We start from the raw sequence: 15,977 nt of genomic DNA on the forward strand, positions 1-15,977 counted from the left end.
GAATGCCTGAGCATCAAGACGCAGAAGAACCCATTCGCACTTTGCCGCAAGTTACTGATCAACGCCTCCCGCGCGGCTTATGATCAGTTACAGCTGCTTCTCGCAGCTACTGCGTAACATCAGTTACCAATCGTAAACTCCGCTTCCTTGGCTGTTTTCGCCTTGTCTTGCCTTAGCTCGCGAGACTTTAGTCAGGTTCTTACACACGAATAATCAGTGCTCGTCCTGGGTCCAGACATGGTATTGATTCTTTCCACCAGACTTGGCGTCATACATAGCAGCATCGGCACGCTGCAATAAGGTCGCCCCATCGATTTTGGCGTCACCTTCATTCATGGCAATACCGATGCTGGTACTGACCTTGACGACGATGCCATTCAGGTCAAATGGCTCAGCCAGCCGCTTCACGATGGCCTGTGCGATACGCTGTGTATCGCGCTCGCCATCAGCCAGCCCGGCCAGCAGAATAACGAACTCATCACCACCCAGGCGTGCCAGCGTATCGCTTTCCCGTACACAAGCACCGAGACGGCTAGCTACCTGCTTGAGTAACGCATCCCCTGCTTCGTGGCCATGCCGATCATTCACCGCTTTGAATCCATCCAGATCCAGAAACAGAAGCGCAGACTGTTTCACACCGCCATCTTCAGCACCATGTACTTGCAACTTTGCCTCAAAAGCCCGCCGATTTCGCAGGCCGGTCAGCACGTCATGCTCGGCCAGATGGCGCAACATGGCTTCGTGGCTGCGGCGCTCGCTGATATCTCGCAGGAAGGCACTGTACAAAAAGTATTCGCCGGTACGCACCCCCGAGAGCGTCATCTCAACCGGTATCTCACCCCTATCACCGGTACAGGCAATCAACTCCAAGCGCTGTACTGTTGCTTGGTTGCCTGAAGCAAGCAACAGAGCCTGCATAAACACATCTATCTGGTGCTTGGGTATCAGTCTGTCCTCCAAACGATGGCCCAGCATATCCTGGCTGGTCCAACCAAATACCAAAGCCGCTTGCCGATTCCAATCGGTGACTACTCCATCATTATTAATGGCTACAAAGGCTTCTCCTGAGCTTTCAATAATCAGTCTCGTACGTGCTTCACTCGCGCGCAGGGTTTCCTCAGACTGGCGTCGCAGCTCCACTTCATTGGCGAGCGTTATCATCGCCTGAGTTCGTTCTACCAGTAATTGCTGGTTAAGCTGGAACTGTTGTTGATGGCTGATTGCAGCCCCAATCAGCCCGGCCATCAGTTTTAAGGTCTGAATATCGGTCAGGGAAAATGCATTGATTCGGTTACTCAGGATTTTAAGTACCCCAACCACCTGGCCCCGATCAACGAGAGGCGTAACTACCATGCTGGCAGCCCCCACCTTTTGACACGCCGCATAGTCAACCCGTGGGTCGGTACTAGAATCGGTGCACTCCAGCATCTGGCCGGTGCGTACGCACCGGCCAGACAAACTACCTTCCATTTTTAAACGCAACCCAACATAGGGCTGGACGGTGCCGCTGGCAGACCGGTAGACCATCTGGTCACCCTCGGCCAACTCAACCACGGCACCCGTCGCCGGCGTAAGCATGAGCATTCGTTCTACGACGATGATCATGAAACCTTCCAGTTCCAGTTCCGCCTGAGCCAAGTGCGACTGGGTGGTAATGACCTCGTTCAGATGCAGCGTTTGCTGCTCCAGCTTGGTAATCGCCTCGCTACGCTCCTGCATCGCATCCAGTAGATGGTTGCTCAGCGCAAGTGCAGCATTAGCGCGCTCTTCCAGTAAATCTTGAGCATCTGAGCTTGCTTGGCTAATACCATAGATGTCTATATCTGTACTGGTGCCAAACCATTGCAACGTCACACCGGCGGACGATCGAATCGGCACCGCATGATGAAGATGTCGTCGCCATGAGCCATCACTTGCGCGGCATAACCGGGCTTCCAGTTCAAACGGCGTATTGTCTGCGCATGAGGTAGCCCAACAAGCAATCCAAGCCGCCAAATCATCGGCATGCAACGAACTTTCGAATGGATAGCTCGACTCATCGCCCCCCAGCCCCACCACCGAGAAGGAATGCCAGCGCTTGTTAACGTAATTCACACGCCCATCGGCATCAGCCGTCCAAACGATCTGAGGCATAAGGTCCGCGAGCATGCGAAAGCGCTTATCGCTGGATAAAGCTGCAGCCTCAGAAGGGGGGGAGGGACTTGGATTAGTCATCGTGCCATCACAACCAGGGTTGCGTACCTGTGACCCGGGCGATCCTCTCCATATCATCTAATGGATGGTTTCAATATACCTCTGTTATTCGCCTCATGATGCCTCAATCATTCTTGGAATTGAATTACGGACTCAATAGAGGGCAGTACAAGCGCGAATTCATCTGTATGTTTCTATTGGCAGACCTCCTTTCTGAGCGGCGAAGTCCTGTGTCGTAAAGACAATTTAACGGTTGCCATAAAACCAGCACTGAGTGAAGACAGGCGCGCGATGCTGCTAGAGACCGCTGACGGTCAAATCAGTGCGGTCCTGACACCAGTACTCATAGACAAGCTGAATCTGTATCGAGACCAGAACCTGTCTGAACAGGTGTTACGGCAGAAGCTGCGTGAGGGGTACGTGGAGCTGCACGGCGCAGACTACGTTTTCTATTTTTCAGAAACGGCAAAGCGAGTCTTGCTTGAGGAAACACCATTACACACGATTCGTCAATTGAGCGCAGCAGATGAGGCTATATTCGCCGAATTCCAGTCCTCAGCCTCCGAGCAAGACCTGGGCGACGCTTATGTCGAACTTGACCACTGGGCGGTCTTTGGCGCCTTCGAGAACGAGCGCCTAGTTTGCGCCGCAAGTATGTACCCGTGGGAAGGCCAGAAAATTGCAGACCTTGGCGTGCTTACGCTACCACCGTTCCGTGGTAAGGGCTACGCGAGTAAGGTGGTACGTGCAATCAGCTGCTATGCCTGCAATTTGGGGTATGAGCCACAATACCGTTGCCAAATTGATAATCACGCGTCCATTGCATTGGCAAAGAAGGCGGGGCTGACCCAGCTTGGGAAGTGGGAAGTGATCTCTCCCGACTCCGCTGAATAAATACTGGCAGCCCCCGCCTCTATCAGATTGCCTCCGCTGCTACTGCTTCGATCTGCGACCGCAGCCAGAACAAAGCCGGATCACAGTCGCGGGTGGCATGCCAAATCAGGTCAACGGTGAAGCTGGGTAGCGCCAGGGGTATGGGCGATGTCGCGAGGCTGAAATTGCTCCGCCAGCACCTCAGGCACGCAGGCCAAGACCGGTAAATGCCGTAGCAGGTCGGGCAAAACCCCAAAATGCGGCGTGGTATAGGTCGCGTGGCGCGTTAGGCCCTGTTCGGACAGGACACGGTCCCACCACGCCTTCGTTGGCGACACGGTAGGTGACCAGTAGATGCGGAAATGCGAGGAATTGTTCGAGCGTCAGCGGCAACGCCAGTCCGATCTGTTGCGGGTCGTAGGTACACGCGAACCCCATTTTCCGCAGCGGCTGGGCATAGCATGGCGGCGTGTCGCTATCGAAGGTGGAAGACGAAGGCAGAATCGCCAACGCTATCTCGTCCTGGTCCAGCATCGCTTGGACCTGAAACGGATCGGAGGTCTTCACGGCGATGCGCAGTCCCGGTGCCAGTTGCTGCAGCCGTGTGAAAAGCCGTGGCATCAGGCAGATTTCAATCCAGTCGGGCATGCCGAGTACGAAAGTCCGTTCAGCCTTGGTCGGGTCGAACACGGTCGGCTCAAACAGCACCGACTGGATGTTGGCAAGGGCTGGCTTCAGCGCGGCTTCAAGTTCCAGCGCCTTGACCGTCGGCACCATACCCTGAGCAGTTCGCACCAGTAGCGGATCGTCGAACAGGGTGCGCAAACGCGCCAAAGCGGCACTAACAGCTGGTTGGCCCAGATACAGCTTCTCGGCAGCCCGCGATACGCTACGTTCGCGCAACAACACCAGCAAGGTCACTAATAGATTGAGATCGACCCGTCTTAAATCGATTTCCTTGATGATTATTATCTCTTCAATCGATTTGAATAATGGAGGCGCTGATTGGATCATTGCGGCACTCGCCGACGCAAGGCCCAACGCCAGCAGATGGCCCGCACAACAACCGAATCAAGAGGATGAGTCCATGACCGCTTTGAACACTACCGTGCTCCGCTCTACCCTGATCGCTGCCTTGTCGGCATTGCCAGCGGTCGGTCTGACGCTCGTGCCGCAAATTGGCCACGCCGCCGTACCTCAGGTCAAAACACAGGCGCCCGGCTACTACCGCATGATGTTGGGGGATTTCGAGATTACCGCCCTGTCTGACGGCACCATCACGCTGCCACTGGAAAAACTGCTGACCGACACCACGCCAGCACAGATCCGCAACCTCCAGGCACGCGCCAATCTGGGCAGCGAGGTGGAAACATCGATAAACACCTACTTGATCAACACCGGGTCGCAATTGCTACTGGTCGACACCGGTGCTGGCCGGCTGTTTGGCAGCAAAGGCGGCGGCCGGCTACTGGCCAGCCTGCAAGCAGCGGGCTATCGCGCCGAAGACGTCGATGCCGTGCTGTTGACCCATGTCCACGGGGACCATTCGGGCGGCCTGACGCTGGACGGCAAGATGGTCTTCCCTAACGCCACCATCTACACCGACAAGCGCGAAACCGAGTTCTGGCTTAATCCCGCCAACGAGGCCAAAGCGGCACAACGCCATAAACATAGCTTCCCCGAAGCGACCACAGCGCTTGCTCCCTATGCCGCCGCCGACCGCCTGAAGACCTTTGCCGGGGATACCGAGCTGTTCCCTGGCGTACGCAGTGTTGCCGTACCAGGCCATACGCCAGGTCATACCTTCTACGTGGTGGAAAGCAAAGGCCAGCAACTGCAATTCTGGGGCGACACCGTCCACGCCCAGCATGTGCAACTCCCCAAACCGGCGGTGACAATCCAGTTCGACATCGACAGCCCGGCCGCGGCGAAGCAGCGCAAACGCGTAATTGCCGACGCGGCGGCGAAGCAATACTGGGTCGCGGCCGCGCATATCGCCTTCCCGGGCATCGGCCATCTGCGCAAGGAAACGTCGGGATTCACCTGGGTGCCAGCGAATTACACAATTCCACGTTGATGTAACAAGGGCGCGTCCACGGCAACCCCGTCGACGCGCCCTGTTTCCACTCAGAACACGCGTTTAGTGACCTAACGCTATTCAACCGTAACCGACTTGGCCAAGTTACGTGGTTTATCGACGTCGGTACCACGTGCCAGCGCGGTATGGTAGGCCAATAACTGGACGGGAATGGCATGTACAACTGGGCTGAGCACGCCAACGTGGCGTGGGGTGCGGATGACGTGGACGCCTTCCGATTCGCCAAAGCCACTGTCGAGATCAGCAAAGACGAAAAGCTCACCGCCACGGGCACGAACTTCCTGCATGTTCGACTTCACTTTTTCCAGCAGTGCGTCGTTAGGGGCGATCACCACAACGGGCATGTCTTCGTCCACCAGGGCTAGTGGCCCGTGCTTGAGTTCACCGGCGGCATAAGCTTCAGCATGGATGTAGGTGATTTCCTTGAGCTTGAGCGCACCTTCCATAGCAATGGGGTAATGAACACCACGGCCCAGATAGAGCGAGTGCTGCTTGGGCGCAAAGCGATCTGCCCAGGGTTTGATTTGCGGTTCAAGGTTCAACGCATGCTGCACGCTGCCGGGCAACTGGCGCAGATCGTCCAAATAGCGTTGTTCTTGGTCGTTACTCAAGCGATTGTTGAGCTTGCCCAATGTTACCGCCAGGGTAAACAAGGCTGCCAGCTGAGTGGTGAAGGCCTTGGTGGAGGCAACGCCAATCTCGGCCCCGGCACGGGTATAGAACACCAGCTTGCTGGCACGAGGAATGGCTGACTCCTGTACATTGCAAATCGACAGGCTGAGACTGTGGCCAAGTGATTGGGCGTATTTCAGTGCTTCCATGGTGTCCAGCGTTTCGCCAGACTGCGAGATGGTGACAATCAGATACTTGGGATTGGCAACGGCTTCGCGGTACCGATATTCACTGGCGATTTCGACGGTGCAGGGTAGCTTGGCAATGCTTTCTATCCAGTACTTAGCAACCGAACCTGCGTAGAAGCTGGTACCACAGGCGAGGATTTGCACGCCTTGCACCTGGCTAAGCAGTTCGCCCCCTGTATCGCCGAACAACGCGGGGCTGAAGCCTTGTTCCAACACCTGTTCAATTGTATCGGCCAGGGCTTTGGGTTGTTCGTGGATTTCCTTTTGCATGAAGTGGCGGTACGGACCAAGCTCCAGCGAAGCCAATGAGACTTCCGACAAGCGCACGGCACGTTCAACCTCCTCACCTGCTTGATCAAAGATGCATACGCTATTGGTTGTAAGCGCCCCAACATCACCCTCTTCCAGGAAGATCACTTTACGGGTGGCGGCAAGTACAGCAGAGACATCCGATGCGATAAAGTTTTCGCCTTCACCCAAGCCAATCAGCAATGGGCAACCCATGCGGGCACAAACCAGCAGGTTGGGCTGTTTGATGGCGATGACGCCAATAGCGTAGGCACCGTGCAATTCTCGCACCGCTTTTTGCACAGCCGCCAGCAACTCACCGGTTTCCTTGAGGTAGTGTTCGACCAAATGGGCGATGACTTCGGTGTCGGTTTGGGATTCGAAGACATAGCCAAGCGCCTTTAAACGTTGGCGTTGCTCGTCGTGATTCTCGATGATGCCGTTGTGCACCACCGCAACTTGCTTGGAAATATGTGGGTGAGCGTTGGGTTCGGTCACCCCGCCATGGGTAGCCCACCGCGTATGACCAATCCCCAGCTTGCCTTGCAGGCTTTCCGCTTGGACGGCATTTTCCATCTCAGCCACGCGGCCAACACGGCGCACCCGCTGCAGTGCACCATCAACCAGTACTGCCACGCCCGATGAGTCGTAGCCGCGATATTCCAGCCGCTTCAGGCCATCAATTAGATGAGCAACAACATTACGCTGCGCTATCGCGCCGACAATTCCGCACATGGGATTCACTCCTGAAAAGTATTTTTTGCAAGTCTAGGCAGACTTTGACATGCCGTGAGTATGTTTTCGTCATTGCCAATTGATTTCAAATTATACATTTGGCATACAAGCGCAGCTCTGCAGGCTTACTAACCATTTTCAGGGTTGCAAGCTAACTGCCTGTAACAAACGCGATAGCAAAAACGACAACGGCCGCGATTGCGGCCATTGCATGCTGCTTTATAGCGCATGGAACCTGCATGCGAACGCTGCATACGTCCATAAAGTTGGGTAATAGCCTCTAGGCCTTGGTGATTTTCTGCGGTTTCTTCCACCCAAGCAGCGACTTTTGCTCGCGCGCCCGACAAACCGTCAGCGCATCAGCTGGCGCATCTTTCGTAATCGTAGAGCCCGCACCGATATAGGCACGATCCGCAATAGTAACGGGCGCTACCAGCTGGCTGTCCGTCCCAATAAAGGCGTCGTCACCAATCGTGGTAACGAATTTGTTTGCGCCGTCGTAATTGCAGGTAATCACACCGGCAGAGATATTAACCCGCTCGCCAATTACCGCATCGCCCAGATACGAGAGGTGTCCAGCCTTGGTGCCATTACCCAGCGTGGCTTTTTTGATCTCCACGAAGTTGCCGATATGCACCTTCTCGCCCAGCACCGAGTCAGGTCGGATACGGGCGAAGGGGCCCAGGTCGGACCCAGCCCCAACTATGCTGTCCTCAATCACGGTATTGGCTTTGACGACAACGCCGTCGCCCAACGTCGCATTCTTCAGGTAGACGTTCGGGCCAATCTTTACGCCGTTGCCGAACTTGATCTTACCTTCCAGAATAACATTGACGTCGATTTCCACATCTTGGCCGTGTTCCACAGTACCGCGTAAATCAAAGCGACTCGGGTCCAGTAACGTAACACCACCCGCTAATAACTTGTCGGCTTGGCGGCGTTGATAAACCCGTTCCAGCTCGGCAAGCTGGCGCTTGTCGTTCACGCCAGCGGGCTCCCAAACATCTGCCGCAATCACACCAGTGACCGCAACACCGTTTTCTACCGCCATCGCTATCACATCAGTTAGATAGTACTCACCTTGCGCATTGGCATTCTTCAAGCGGGGAAGCCATTCGCGCAAATAGGTAAGTGGGGCTGCGATAAAACCGGTGTTAATCTCCCGGATCGCCTTCTCAGCATCACTGGCATCCTTCTGCTCGACAATACGGACAATTTGACCTGCCGAATCCCGAACCATGCGGCCATAGCCCGTCGGGTTGTCCATCACCGCTGTCAAAACAGCGAGTTTGTTGTCCCCTGCTGCTGCCAGTAGGGTTTGCAAGGTCGATGCTGTAATCAACGGGCAGTCGCCGTACAAAATCAACGCTACCCCCTCGCTACAATCCGGTAGCGCCTGTGCAACCGCATGGCCCGTACCCAATTGCTCGGCTTGATGCGCCCAACGTATGTCAGGCTGGCGTGCAAAGGCTGCCTTTACCTGTTCACCCCCATGCCCATACACCACCACCATACGCTCGGCAGACAGGGCACGGCCAGCCTCCACCACGTGGCCCAACATCGGCATGCCTGCAATAGGCTGCAGCACCTTTGGCAGCTTGGAATTCATACGCTTGCCTTGGCCGGCAGCGAGGATGATGACGTTTAATGACATGAAAAGCCCGCAAACGAAAATTGAAGTAGAGCCGGATTATCGTAGCGTGGGCTGAAAAGGGAAACCAGGACCGTATAATCTAGGTTTCATTAGGCGCAACCGCAAAACAAAAGGGCAACCCGAAGGCTGCCCCTTTATTTGACAACCAGAAGACTGATCAAGCGCGGTTACGCAACTTTTTGATCGCAGCCAGCTGGGCGACAGCCTGCGCCAGTTCGGCCTGAGCCGAGGCGTAGTCAATCGAACCCGAACGGTTGCTCAGTGCTTCTTCGGCCAGCTTCTTGGCTTCCAACGCTTTCGCTTCATCAAGGTCGCTACCGCGAATCGCAGTGTCGGCCAAAACCGTCACCACATGCGGTTGTACTTCAAGGATGCCGCCAGACACATAGACCAGCACTTCCTCGTCGTTGCTATTGGCGACCTTGATACGCAGCACACCCGGTTTGATACGGGTAAGCAGCGGAGCGTGGCGCGGCAGCACGCCGATTTCGCCCATCTCGCCTGGCGCCGCCAAAAATTCGGCAGTACCGGAGTAGATCTGCTCTTCAGCGCTTACTACGTCCACATGCATGGTCATGGCCATATCTCGCTACCTTATGCCAGAGTCTTGGCTTTTTCGACAGCTTCGTCGATGCCGCCGACCATGTAGAAGGCCTGTTCCGGCAGATGATCGTATTCGCCAGCCAGAATGCCCTTGAAGCCGCGCAGGGTTTCTTTCAGCGACACATACTTACCCGGTGCGCCGGTAAATACTTCGGCAACGTGGAAAGGCTGTGACAAGAAGCGCTGAATCTTACGGGCGCGAGCCACGACCAGCTTATCTTCCGGCGACAGTTCATCCATACCCAGAATCGCGATAATGTCTCGCAGTTCCTTGTAGCGCTGCAACGTTTGCTGCACGCCACGGGCCACCGAGTAATGCTCTTCACCCACGATTTGCGGGTCGAGTTGACGCGATGTCGAGTCAAGTGGATCCACAGCAGGGTAGATACCCAGCGAAGCGATATCACGTGACAGCACGACGGTTGCGTCCAAGTGGGCGAAAGTCGTGGCTGGCGACGGGTCGGTCAAGTCATCGGCAGGGACGTAAACGGCCTGGATGGAAGTGATCGAACCGGTCTTGGTCGAAGTAATGCGCTCTTGCAGACGACCCATTTCATCGGCCAACGTAGGCTGATAACCCACGGCGGAAGGCATACGGCCCAGCAGAGCGGACACTTCGGTACCCGCCAGGGTGTAACGGTAGATGTTATCCACGAAGAACAACACGTCACGGCCCTTGCCGTTGGCGTCCTTCTCATCACGGAAGTACTCAGCCATGGTCAGACCAGTCAACGCAGCGCGCAGACGGTTACCTGGAGGCTCGTTCATCTGGCCGTAAACCATGGCCACTTTCGATTCAGGCAGGTTATCGAGCTTGATAACGCCTGAGTCGGCCATCTCGTGATAGAAGTCGTTACCTTCACGAGTACGCTCGCCCACACCAGCGAACACCGACAGACCCGAGTGAGCCTTGGCGATGTTGTTGATGAGTTCAAGCATGTTCACAGTCTTGCCCACACCGGCGCCACCGAACAGACCCACCTTACCGCCCTTGGCGAACGGGCAGATCAAGTCGATCACCTTGATACCGGTTTCCAGCAAGTCCACAGAGCTCGACAGTTCGTCGAACTTAGGCGCTTTGCGGTGGATAGCCCAGCGCTCGTCGGAAACCACAGGACCGACTTCATCCACCGGGTTGCCTAGCACGTCCATGATACGGCCCAGCGTAGCCTTGCCGACCGGCACCGAGATCGGGTTACCGGTGTTCAGCACGGACTGGCCGCGCTTCACGCCATCGGTCGAACCCATGGCGATTGCACGGACTACGCCATCACCCAACTGCTGCTGCACTTCCAGCGTCAGTTCCGGGCTGGCCAGCGTCAGCGCGTCAAATACCTTGGGCAAGCCGTCGCGTGGAAATTCCACGTCAACCACCGGACCAATGATTTGCACGATTTTACCTTGGCTCATCGTTGCATTCCTTAATGTTAAATACTGTTCCGCGCTGCGATCAAACCGCTGCTGCACCGGCGACGATTTCCGACAGTTCCTTGGTGATGGCCGCTTGGCGGGTCTTGTTGTAGACCAGCTTGAGCTCATCAATCACCGTTCCGGCGTTATCAGAAGCAGCCTTCATGGCCACCATCCGCGCACTTTGTTCGGAAGCGATGTTTTCGGACACTGCCTGGTACACCAGCGCCTCGATATAACGAATCAGCAAATCGTCAATTACCACTTCCGGCCCCGGTTCGTAAATGTACTCAAACGGGTGCTGGCTAACCGGCTTCATACGGTCTGCAGGCACCGGCAGCAACTGCTCTACCACCGGCTCCTGCCGCATCGTGTTGATGAAGCGGGTGTAGACGATATGCAATTCGTCGATCTGGCCGGCCATGTAGGCATCAAGCATGACCTTGACCGGGCCAATCAGTTTGTCGAGGTGCGGCGTATCACCGAGCTGCGTAACGTGCGAGACCACACGGCCACCAGCGCGCTGCATAAAGCCAAAACCTTTGTTACCAATGGCTGTGACATCGACTTGAATGCCAGCCTGTTGCCAAGCTTTCATCTGATTCAGCGAGGCGCGCAACACGTTAGTGTTGAGGCCGCCGCACAATCCCTTGTCGGTGGTTACCACGATAATGCCGGCACGCTTTACTTGCGCACGCTTGGTCAGGAAAGGATGGGCATAGTCCACCAGAGCTTGAGCCAGATGGGCGGTCACATTACGGATTTTTTCACCGTAAGGACGAGCCGCCTTCATCCGAGCTTGGGCTTTGCGCATCTTGGACGCAGCCACCATTTCCATGGCGCGGGTGATCTTGCGCGTGTTTTGCACGCTCTTGATCTTATTGCGAATTTCTTTGCCGCCTGCCATGACTTGACCTTTCTCTCGTTAGATCAAATCAGAAAGCGCCGTTGGCTTTGAACGACTTGATGGCTTCCGCCAATTTCTTGTCGTTGTCGCCAGACAGCTCACCCTTACCGTCCATCTCAGCGATGATTTCGGCATGGTTGGCCTTCACGTAGGCATACAGGGCGGCTTCAAAAGCCAAGGCTTTTTCAACCGGCACATCATCCGCCAGACCTTTTTCAACCGCGTACAGGGTCACCGACAACTGCGACACCTTGAACGGGGCGTACTGGCCTTGTTTCAGGAGTTCAGTCACCAAGCGGCCGCGATCAAGCTGTTTGCGAGTGGCTTCATCCAGGTCAGAAGCGAACTGGGCAAAGGCAGCAAGTTCACGGTACTGGGCCAATGCGGTACGGATACCACCGGCGAGCTTCTTGACGACCTTGGTCTGGGCTGCACCACCAACGCGCGACACCGAGATACCGGCGTTGATGGCGGGTCGAATACCCGCGTTGAACAAGTCCGATTCCAGGAAGATCTGGCCGTCGGTAATCGAGATCACGTTGGTCGGCACGAAGGCGGACACGTCACCAGCCTGGGTTTCGATGATAGGCAGGGCGGTCAAAGAACCGGTCTTGCCCTTCACGGCACCGTTGGTGATCTTCTCGATGTAGTCTTCATTGACACGCGATGCACGTTCCAGCAAACGCGAGTGGATGTAGAACACATCGCCTGGATACGCTTCACGGCCCGGCGGACGACGCAACAGCAGCGAAATCTGACGATAGGCGACGGCTTGCTTGGACAAGTCGTCGTACACGATCAGGGCATCTTCGCCGATATCGCGGAAGTATTCGCCCATGGCGCAACCAGCGTAGGGCGACAGGTACTGCATTGCAGCCGATTCAGATGCCGAAGCGGCAACCACAATGGTGTGATCCAGCGCACCATGCTCTTCCAGTTTGCGCACCACGTTAGCAATCGACGAAGCCTTCTGGCCGATAGCAACGTAGATACAGGTAACGCCGTTACCCTTCTGGTTGATGATGGCATCCAGCGCGACAGCGGTCTTGCCGGTCTGGCGGTCGCCAATGATCAATTCACGCTGACCACGACCAACCGGCACCATGGCGTCAATCGCCTTGATACCTGTTTGCAATGGTTGCGAAACGGATTGACGGGCGATAACGCCAGGGGCGATTTTTTCGATCGGGCTGGAGCGGGTCGCATTGATCGGGCCCTTGCCATCAATAGGCTGGCCCAATGCATTCACCACACGGCCACGCAGTTCCGGACCAACCGGCACTTCAAGGATACGACCGGTGCACTTTACTTCCGAACCTTCGGAAATGTGCTCGTAGTCACCCAGTACTACGGCGCCAACAGAGTCACGCTCCAGGTTCAGGGCCAGACCAAAAGTATTGCCCACGAATTCGAGCATTTCGCCCTGCATGACTTCAGACAAGCCGTGCACGCGAACGATACCGTCAGACACCGAAACCACGGTACCAGTCGTGCGGCTTTCTGCGCCTGCGGACAGGTTCTGAATCTTGCTCTTGATCAGATCGCTGATCTCGGACGGATTCAATTGCATTGTTTGCACTCCAAAATGATTACTCGCTCACTACGCTAGGCGTTAGTGGGCGAGGCGGGCCGAGAGCGCAGCAAGCTTGCCACGCACCGAGGCGTCGATGACGTCATCACCCACAGTCATGCGCACGCCACCGATCAGATCGGGGTTGATGCTGACGGTGGTCTCGACCTTCTTACCGGTACGGTCGGCCAAGATGGACTTGATTTCGTCCAACTGGGTACCGCTCAGGTCAAAAGCCGACTCGATGTGCGCTGTAACCGAACCCTCTGCAACAGCCTTCAATTGCTCGAACAAATCGGCAATATAGGGCAGCAGGACAAAGCGGCGGCTTTCCAACACGGTAGAAACGAAATTGCTTATGTGTGGCGTAGCACGCGCGCCAAGCAGTTCGGTCAGAAGCGCTTGTACCTGGCTCGCGGAGAACTTCGGATTGGCGGCGAACTCGACTGCCAGCGGGTCTTGCGCGGCGGCAGCCAATACAGCCAGCGCCTCCGACCAAGCCGGCAGGCTGTTCGCTTCCTTCGCCAGCCGGAATGCAGCCTCGGCGTAGGGTCTTGCGACGGTTATGAGTTCAGCCATGAGCGTTTACAGTTCCGCTTTAAGAGAAGCGAGCAGGTCGGCGTGACGAGCAGCGTCCACTTCCTTGCGCAGGATCTTCTCTGCGCCGGCCACAGCCAAAACAGAAACTTGCTGACGCAGGGTTTCCTTGGCGTGATGAACTTGCTGGTCGACTTCAGCCTTTGCACCAGCGATCAGACGATCACCTTCGACGCGAGCTGCGTCTTTGGCTTCCTCAACGATCTGACTGGCGCGCTTCTCAGCTTGGGCGATGATTTCGGTCGCTTGCGACTTGGCTTTGCGCAGTTCTTCTGCAGCACGCTTTTCGGCGAGCTCAAGATCGTGCTTGGCGCGGTCAGCAGCGGACAAGCCGTCTGCAATGCGCTTGGCACGTTCTTCCAGCGTCGCGATAAGCGGCGGCCAGATGAACTTCCAGGTGACCAGCACCAGGATCGCGAAGACCAACGCTTGCCCGAACAAGGACGCGTTAATATTCATGTGTTAACCCCTTGATGGAGAAAGGGTTGCTTACTTGATCAGAGCGACCAATGGGTTACCGAAGGCAAACATCAGGGCAACGGCAACAGTGATAATGAAGATGGCATCAACCAGACCGGCAATAACGAACAGCTTAGGTTGCAGGGCAGCAGCAGACTCAGGCTGGCGAGCAGCGCCTTCCAAGAACTTGGCACCAACCAATGCCACGCCGATAGCGGCGCCAACGCCTGCCAAGCCAATCATCAGGCCGATGGCAATAGCGGTGAATTGCTGAACGTTAGCGATCAGGACTGCGTGTTCCATTTGATACTCCTAAGTAAGGATGGTGATTTACGAAAAAAGGGTGCGACAAAATCAATAAAGCTTCAGCAAGGCTTAATGCTCTTCAACGGCCAGGCCACAGTAAACAATGGTCAGCATCATGAAGATGTAGGCTTGCAGAATCACAATCAGGATGTGGAAGATTGCCCAGGCAGAGCCAGCCACAACTTGGCCCAACAGACCAAGAATGGAGCCTGGATTTGCTCCGGTCCAACTCATGCCCAACAGGGCGATCAACATAAATACCAATTCGCCGGCGAACATATTGCCAACCAACCGCAGAGCCAATGACAGGCCACGTGAGCCATATTCGATCAGCTGCATTGCGCCATTGATAGGAATCAGGATGATCTTCATGACCGTACCTTCAGCATGGAAGGGGGCGGTGAAGAATTCGACAACAAAGCCAACCAAGCCCTTGGCTTGAATGCCAAGAACAACGGACAACAACACAACAGACAGCGACATAGCCAGGCCCTGGTTGATGTCGGCAGTCGGCACCACTTTCAGGTATTGGATACCAAACTCAGCTGCGATCTTCGGCAGCAGGTCAACCGGCAAAAAATCCATCGCGTTCATCAGCGTGACCCAGACAAACACCGTCAGGGCCAGGGGTGCAACGATCTTGCTCTTACCGTGGAAGATATCCTTCACGTTGCTATCGACCAGCTCGATGATCAGCTCGATAAACAACTGGAACTTGGATGGTTTGTCCACCGAAGCACGACGCGCTACCAAGCCGAAAATACCGACGAAGACGAAACCCAGGATCAAGGCGATCCAGAAGGTATCAAGATGGAAGTGACTAGGATCTGTGGGATCAGTAAGTGCCGGGTTGGCGCGCAGATTCATCAAATGGTGCGAGATGTATTCTGTCGCGTTAGCAGGTGCGTTATGTTCAGCCGACATAGGTGTGGGTAGTGTTTTATTTGGAAATAAGTACCAGCAAATAGGCCGCCAGAGCGGCCACGAATGCACCGGCAAACCACAGTGCATTCGCCCCAAAGATGATGTAGCCGGCAAGCAATAGCGCCAGAGACACTACAATCTTGACGATCTCTGCCATTAAGAACTGGGCAAAGAGCGCCTTCGGGGCCGGAATTCCTTCGAATCGGCTGACTCGGCCATAGGCAAATACCGCTACGATCTGGCTCAAGCCGCCAAACAAGGCAGCGAGCATCGCTTTGATATCGACGATAAAAAATGCTGTCGTAGCAACAACCCCGGTCAGGGCCGACATCACGAGCAGCACGGCGCGAATCTGCTTTCTCAACTTCTCGGATGGAGAGAGGGGTTGAGAAAACTCGCGGATGTTAGCGTTCTCTTGGTGCATAGGTCAAGCCGAGCGCCCGACAGCAGGGCGTAATCATCTGTTTTTTCTGAAAATTCTAGCGTTCAAACGGGTGGGA

General features: G+C 55.5%; 15 protein-coding genes. 2 read left to right on the plus strand and 13 right to left on the minus strand.

What is annotated here, in order from left to right; translation table 11 throughout:
• Positions 1-213: 213 nt before the first annotated feature.
• Positions 214-2,271 carry a diguanylate cyclase domain-containing protein gene (locus CSQ89_RS04315; protein WP_099404958.1) on the minus strand — a complete coding sequence of 686 codons (2,058 nt, stop codon included), beginning with the start codon at positions 2,269-2,271 and terminating at the stop codon, positions 214-216.
• Between the two features lie 213 nt (positions 2,272-2,484).
• Here CSQ89_RS04315 and CSQ89_RS04320 point away from each other — a divergent pair, with 213 nt between their 5' ends.
• Positions 2,485-3,087 carry a GNAT family N-acetyltransferase gene (locus tag CSQ89_RS04320; protein ID WP_233202960.1) on the plus strand — a complete coding sequence of 201 codons (603 nt, stop codon included), beginning with the start codon at positions 2,485-2,487 and terminating at the stop codon, positions 3,085-3,087.
• A gap of 180 nt (positions 3,088-3,267) precedes the next feature.
• Here CSQ89_RS04320 and CSQ89_RS04325 read toward each other — a convergent pair whose 3' ends face one another.
• Positions 3,268-4,080 (minus strand): LysR family transcriptional regulator, encoded by an 813-nt coding sequence (locus CSQ89_RS04325; RefSeq protein ID WP_199065217.1) that lies wholly within the window; start codon positions 4,078-4,080, stop codon positions 3,268-3,270.
• Between the two features lie 73 nt (positions 4,081-4,153).
• On the opposite strand from CSQ89_RS04325, the gene CSQ89_RS04330 reads away from it, so the two are divergent.
• Complete coding sequence (locus CSQ89_RS04330; protein ID WP_099404960.1) at positions 4,154-5,143, plus strand: MBL fold metallo-hydrolase; 990 nt, start codon at positions 4,154-4,156, stop codon at positions 5,141-5,143.
• Positions 5,144-5,220: 77 nt separating this feature from the next.
• Here the strand turns inward: CSQ89_RS04330 and glmS are convergent, their stop codons facing one another.
• The 11 genes from glmS to CSQ89_RS04385 form a co-directional block, all read right to left on the minus strand.
• On the minus strand, positions 5,221-7,047 hold the full coding sequence (gene glmS / locus CSQ89_RS04335; RefSeq protein ID WP_099404961.1) for a glutamine--fructose-6-phosphate transaminase (isomerizing): 1,827 nt from the start codon (positions 7,045-7,047) through the stop codon (positions 5,221-5,223).
• Between the two features lie 280 nt (positions 7,048-7,327).
• Positions 7,328-8,701: a bifunctional UDP-N-acetylglucosamine diphosphorylase/glucosamine-1-phosphate N-acetyltransferase GlmU gene (glmU, locus tag CSQ89_RS04340; RefSeq protein ID WP_099404962.1), complete on the minus strand. Its 1,374-nt coding sequence runs from the start codon at positions 8,699-8,701 to the stop codon at positions 7,328-7,330.
• Between the two features lie 157 nt (positions 8,702-8,858).
• The gene (locus CSQ89_RS04345; protein ID WP_099404963.1) at positions 8,859-9,284 is read right to left on the minus strand and encodes a F0F1 ATP synthase subunit epsilon; all 426 of its coding nucleotides are present in this window, start codon (positions 9,282-9,284) and stop codon (positions 8,859-8,861) included.
• Between the two features lie 11 nt (positions 9,285-9,295).
• A complete protein-coding gene (gene atpD, locus CSQ89_RS04350; protein WP_099404964.1) occupies positions 9,296-10,714 on the minus strand; it encodes a F0F1 ATP synthase subunit beta in 1,419 nt (472 codons plus the stop codon).
• Positions 10,715-10,754: 40 nt separating this feature from the next.
• The gene (atpG, locus tag CSQ89_RS04355) at positions 10,755-11,621 is read right to left on the minus strand and encodes a F0F1 ATP synthase subunit gamma (protein ID WP_099404965.1); all 867 of its coding nucleotides are present in this window, start codon (positions 11,619-11,621) and stop codon (positions 10,755-10,757) included.
• 28 nt (positions 11,622-11,649) lie between these two features.
• Positions 11,650-13,191, minus strand: a complete 1,542-nt coding sequence (gene atpA / locus CSQ89_RS04360; RefSeq protein WP_099404966.1) for a F0F1 ATP synthase subunit alpha — start codon at positions 13,189-13,191, stop codon at positions 11,650-11,652.
• Between the two features lie 42 nt (positions 13,192-13,233).
• Positions 13,234-13,770, minus strand: a complete 537-nt coding sequence (locus CSQ89_RS04365) for a F0F1 ATP synthase subunit delta (protein WP_099404967.1) — start codon at positions 13,768-13,770, stop codon at positions 13,234-13,236.
• 6 nt (positions 13,771-13,776) lie between these two features.
• A complete protein-coding gene (locus CSQ89_RS04370) occupies positions 13,777-14,247 on the minus strand; it encodes a F0F1 ATP synthase subunit B (protein WP_099404968.1) in 471 nt (156 codons plus the stop codon).
• Positions 14,248-14,277: 30 nt separating this feature from the next.
• Positions 14,278-14,550: a F0F1 ATP synthase subunit C gene (gene atpE / locus CSQ89_RS04375; RefSeq protein WP_072429553.1), complete on the minus strand. Its 273-nt coding sequence runs from the start codon at positions 14,548-14,550 to the stop codon at positions 14,278-14,280.
• A gap of 72 nt (positions 14,551-14,622) precedes the next feature.
• On the minus strand, positions 14,623-15,477 hold the full coding sequence (atpB, locus tag CSQ89_RS04380) for a F0F1 ATP synthase subunit A (protein WP_099404969.1): 855 nt from the start codon (positions 15,475-15,477) through the stop codon (positions 14,623-14,625).
• Between the two features lie 16 nt (positions 15,478-15,493).
• Entirely contained in the window at positions 15,494-15,901 is a 408-nt protein-coding gene (locus CSQ89_RS04385) for a hypothetical protein (protein WP_139022966.1), read from the minus strand.
• Between the last annotated feature and the right edge of the window lie 76 nt (positions 15,902-15,977).

Source organism: Chitinimonas sp. BJB300, from assembly GCF_002735695.1.
Taxonomy (GTDB): Bacteria; Pseudomonadota; Gammaproteobacteria; order Burkholderiales; family Chitinimonadaceae; genus Chitinimonas.

Bases quoted from the DNA above. Each gene is read 5' to 3' on its own strand.
- CSQ89_RS04315 (WP_099404958.1), bottom strand. From the start codon at position 2,271: ATGATATGGAGAGGATCGCCCGGGTCACAGGTACGCAACCCTGGTTGT.
- CSQ89_RS04320 (WP_233202960.1), top strand. From the start codon at position 2,485: ATGCTGCTAGAGACCGCTGACGGTCAAATCAGTGCGGTCCTGACACCA.
- CSQ89_RS04325 (WP_199065217.1), bottom strand. From the start codon at position 4,080: ATGATCCAATCAGCGCCTCCATTATTCAAATCGATTGAAGAGATAATA.
- CSQ89_RS04330 (WP_099404960.1), top strand. From the start codon at position 4,154: ATGACCGCTTTGAACACTACCGTGCTCCGCTCTACCCTGATCGCTGCC.
- glmS (WP_099404961.1), bottom strand. From the start codon at position 7,047: ATGTGCGGAATTGTCGGCGCGATAGCGCAGCGTAATGTTGTTGCTCAT.
- glmU (WP_099404962.1), bottom strand. From the start codon at position 8,701: ATGTCATTAAACGTCATCATCCTCGCTGCCGGCCAAGGCAAGCGTATG.
- CSQ89_RS04345 (WP_099404963.1), bottom strand. From the start codon at position 9,284: ATGGCCATGACCATGCATGTGGACGTAGTAAGCGCTGAAGAGCAGATC.
- atpD (WP_099404964.1), bottom strand. From the start codon at position 10,714: ATGAGCCAAGGTAAAATCGTGCAAATCATTGGTCCGGTGGTTGACGTG.
- atpG (WP_099404965.1), bottom strand. From the start codon at position 11,621: ATGGCAGGCGGCAAAGAAATTCGCAATAAGATCAAGAGCGTGCAAAAC.
- atpA (WP_099404966.1), bottom strand. From the start codon at position 13,191: ATGCAATTGAATCCGTCCGAGATCAGCGATCTGATCAAGAGCAAGATT.
- CSQ89_RS04365 (WP_099404967.1), bottom strand. From the start codon at position 13,770: ATGGCTGAACTCATAACCGTCGCAAGACCCTACGCCGAGGCTGCATTC.
- CSQ89_RS04370 (WP_099404968.1), bottom strand. From the start codon at position 14,247: ATGAATATTAACGCGTCCTTGTTCGGGCAAGCGTTGGTCTTCGCGATC.
- atpE (WP_072429553.1), bottom strand. From the start codon at position 14,550: ATGGAACACGCAGTCCTGATCGCTAACGTTCAGCAATTCACCGCTATT.
- atpB (WP_099404969.1), bottom strand. From the start codon at position 15,477: ATGTCGGCTGAACATAACGCACCTGCTAACGCGACAGAATACATCTCG.
- CSQ89_RS04385 (WP_139022966.1), bottom strand. From the start codon at position 15,901: ATGCACCAAGAGAACGCTAACATCCGCGAGTTTTCTCAACCCCTCTCT.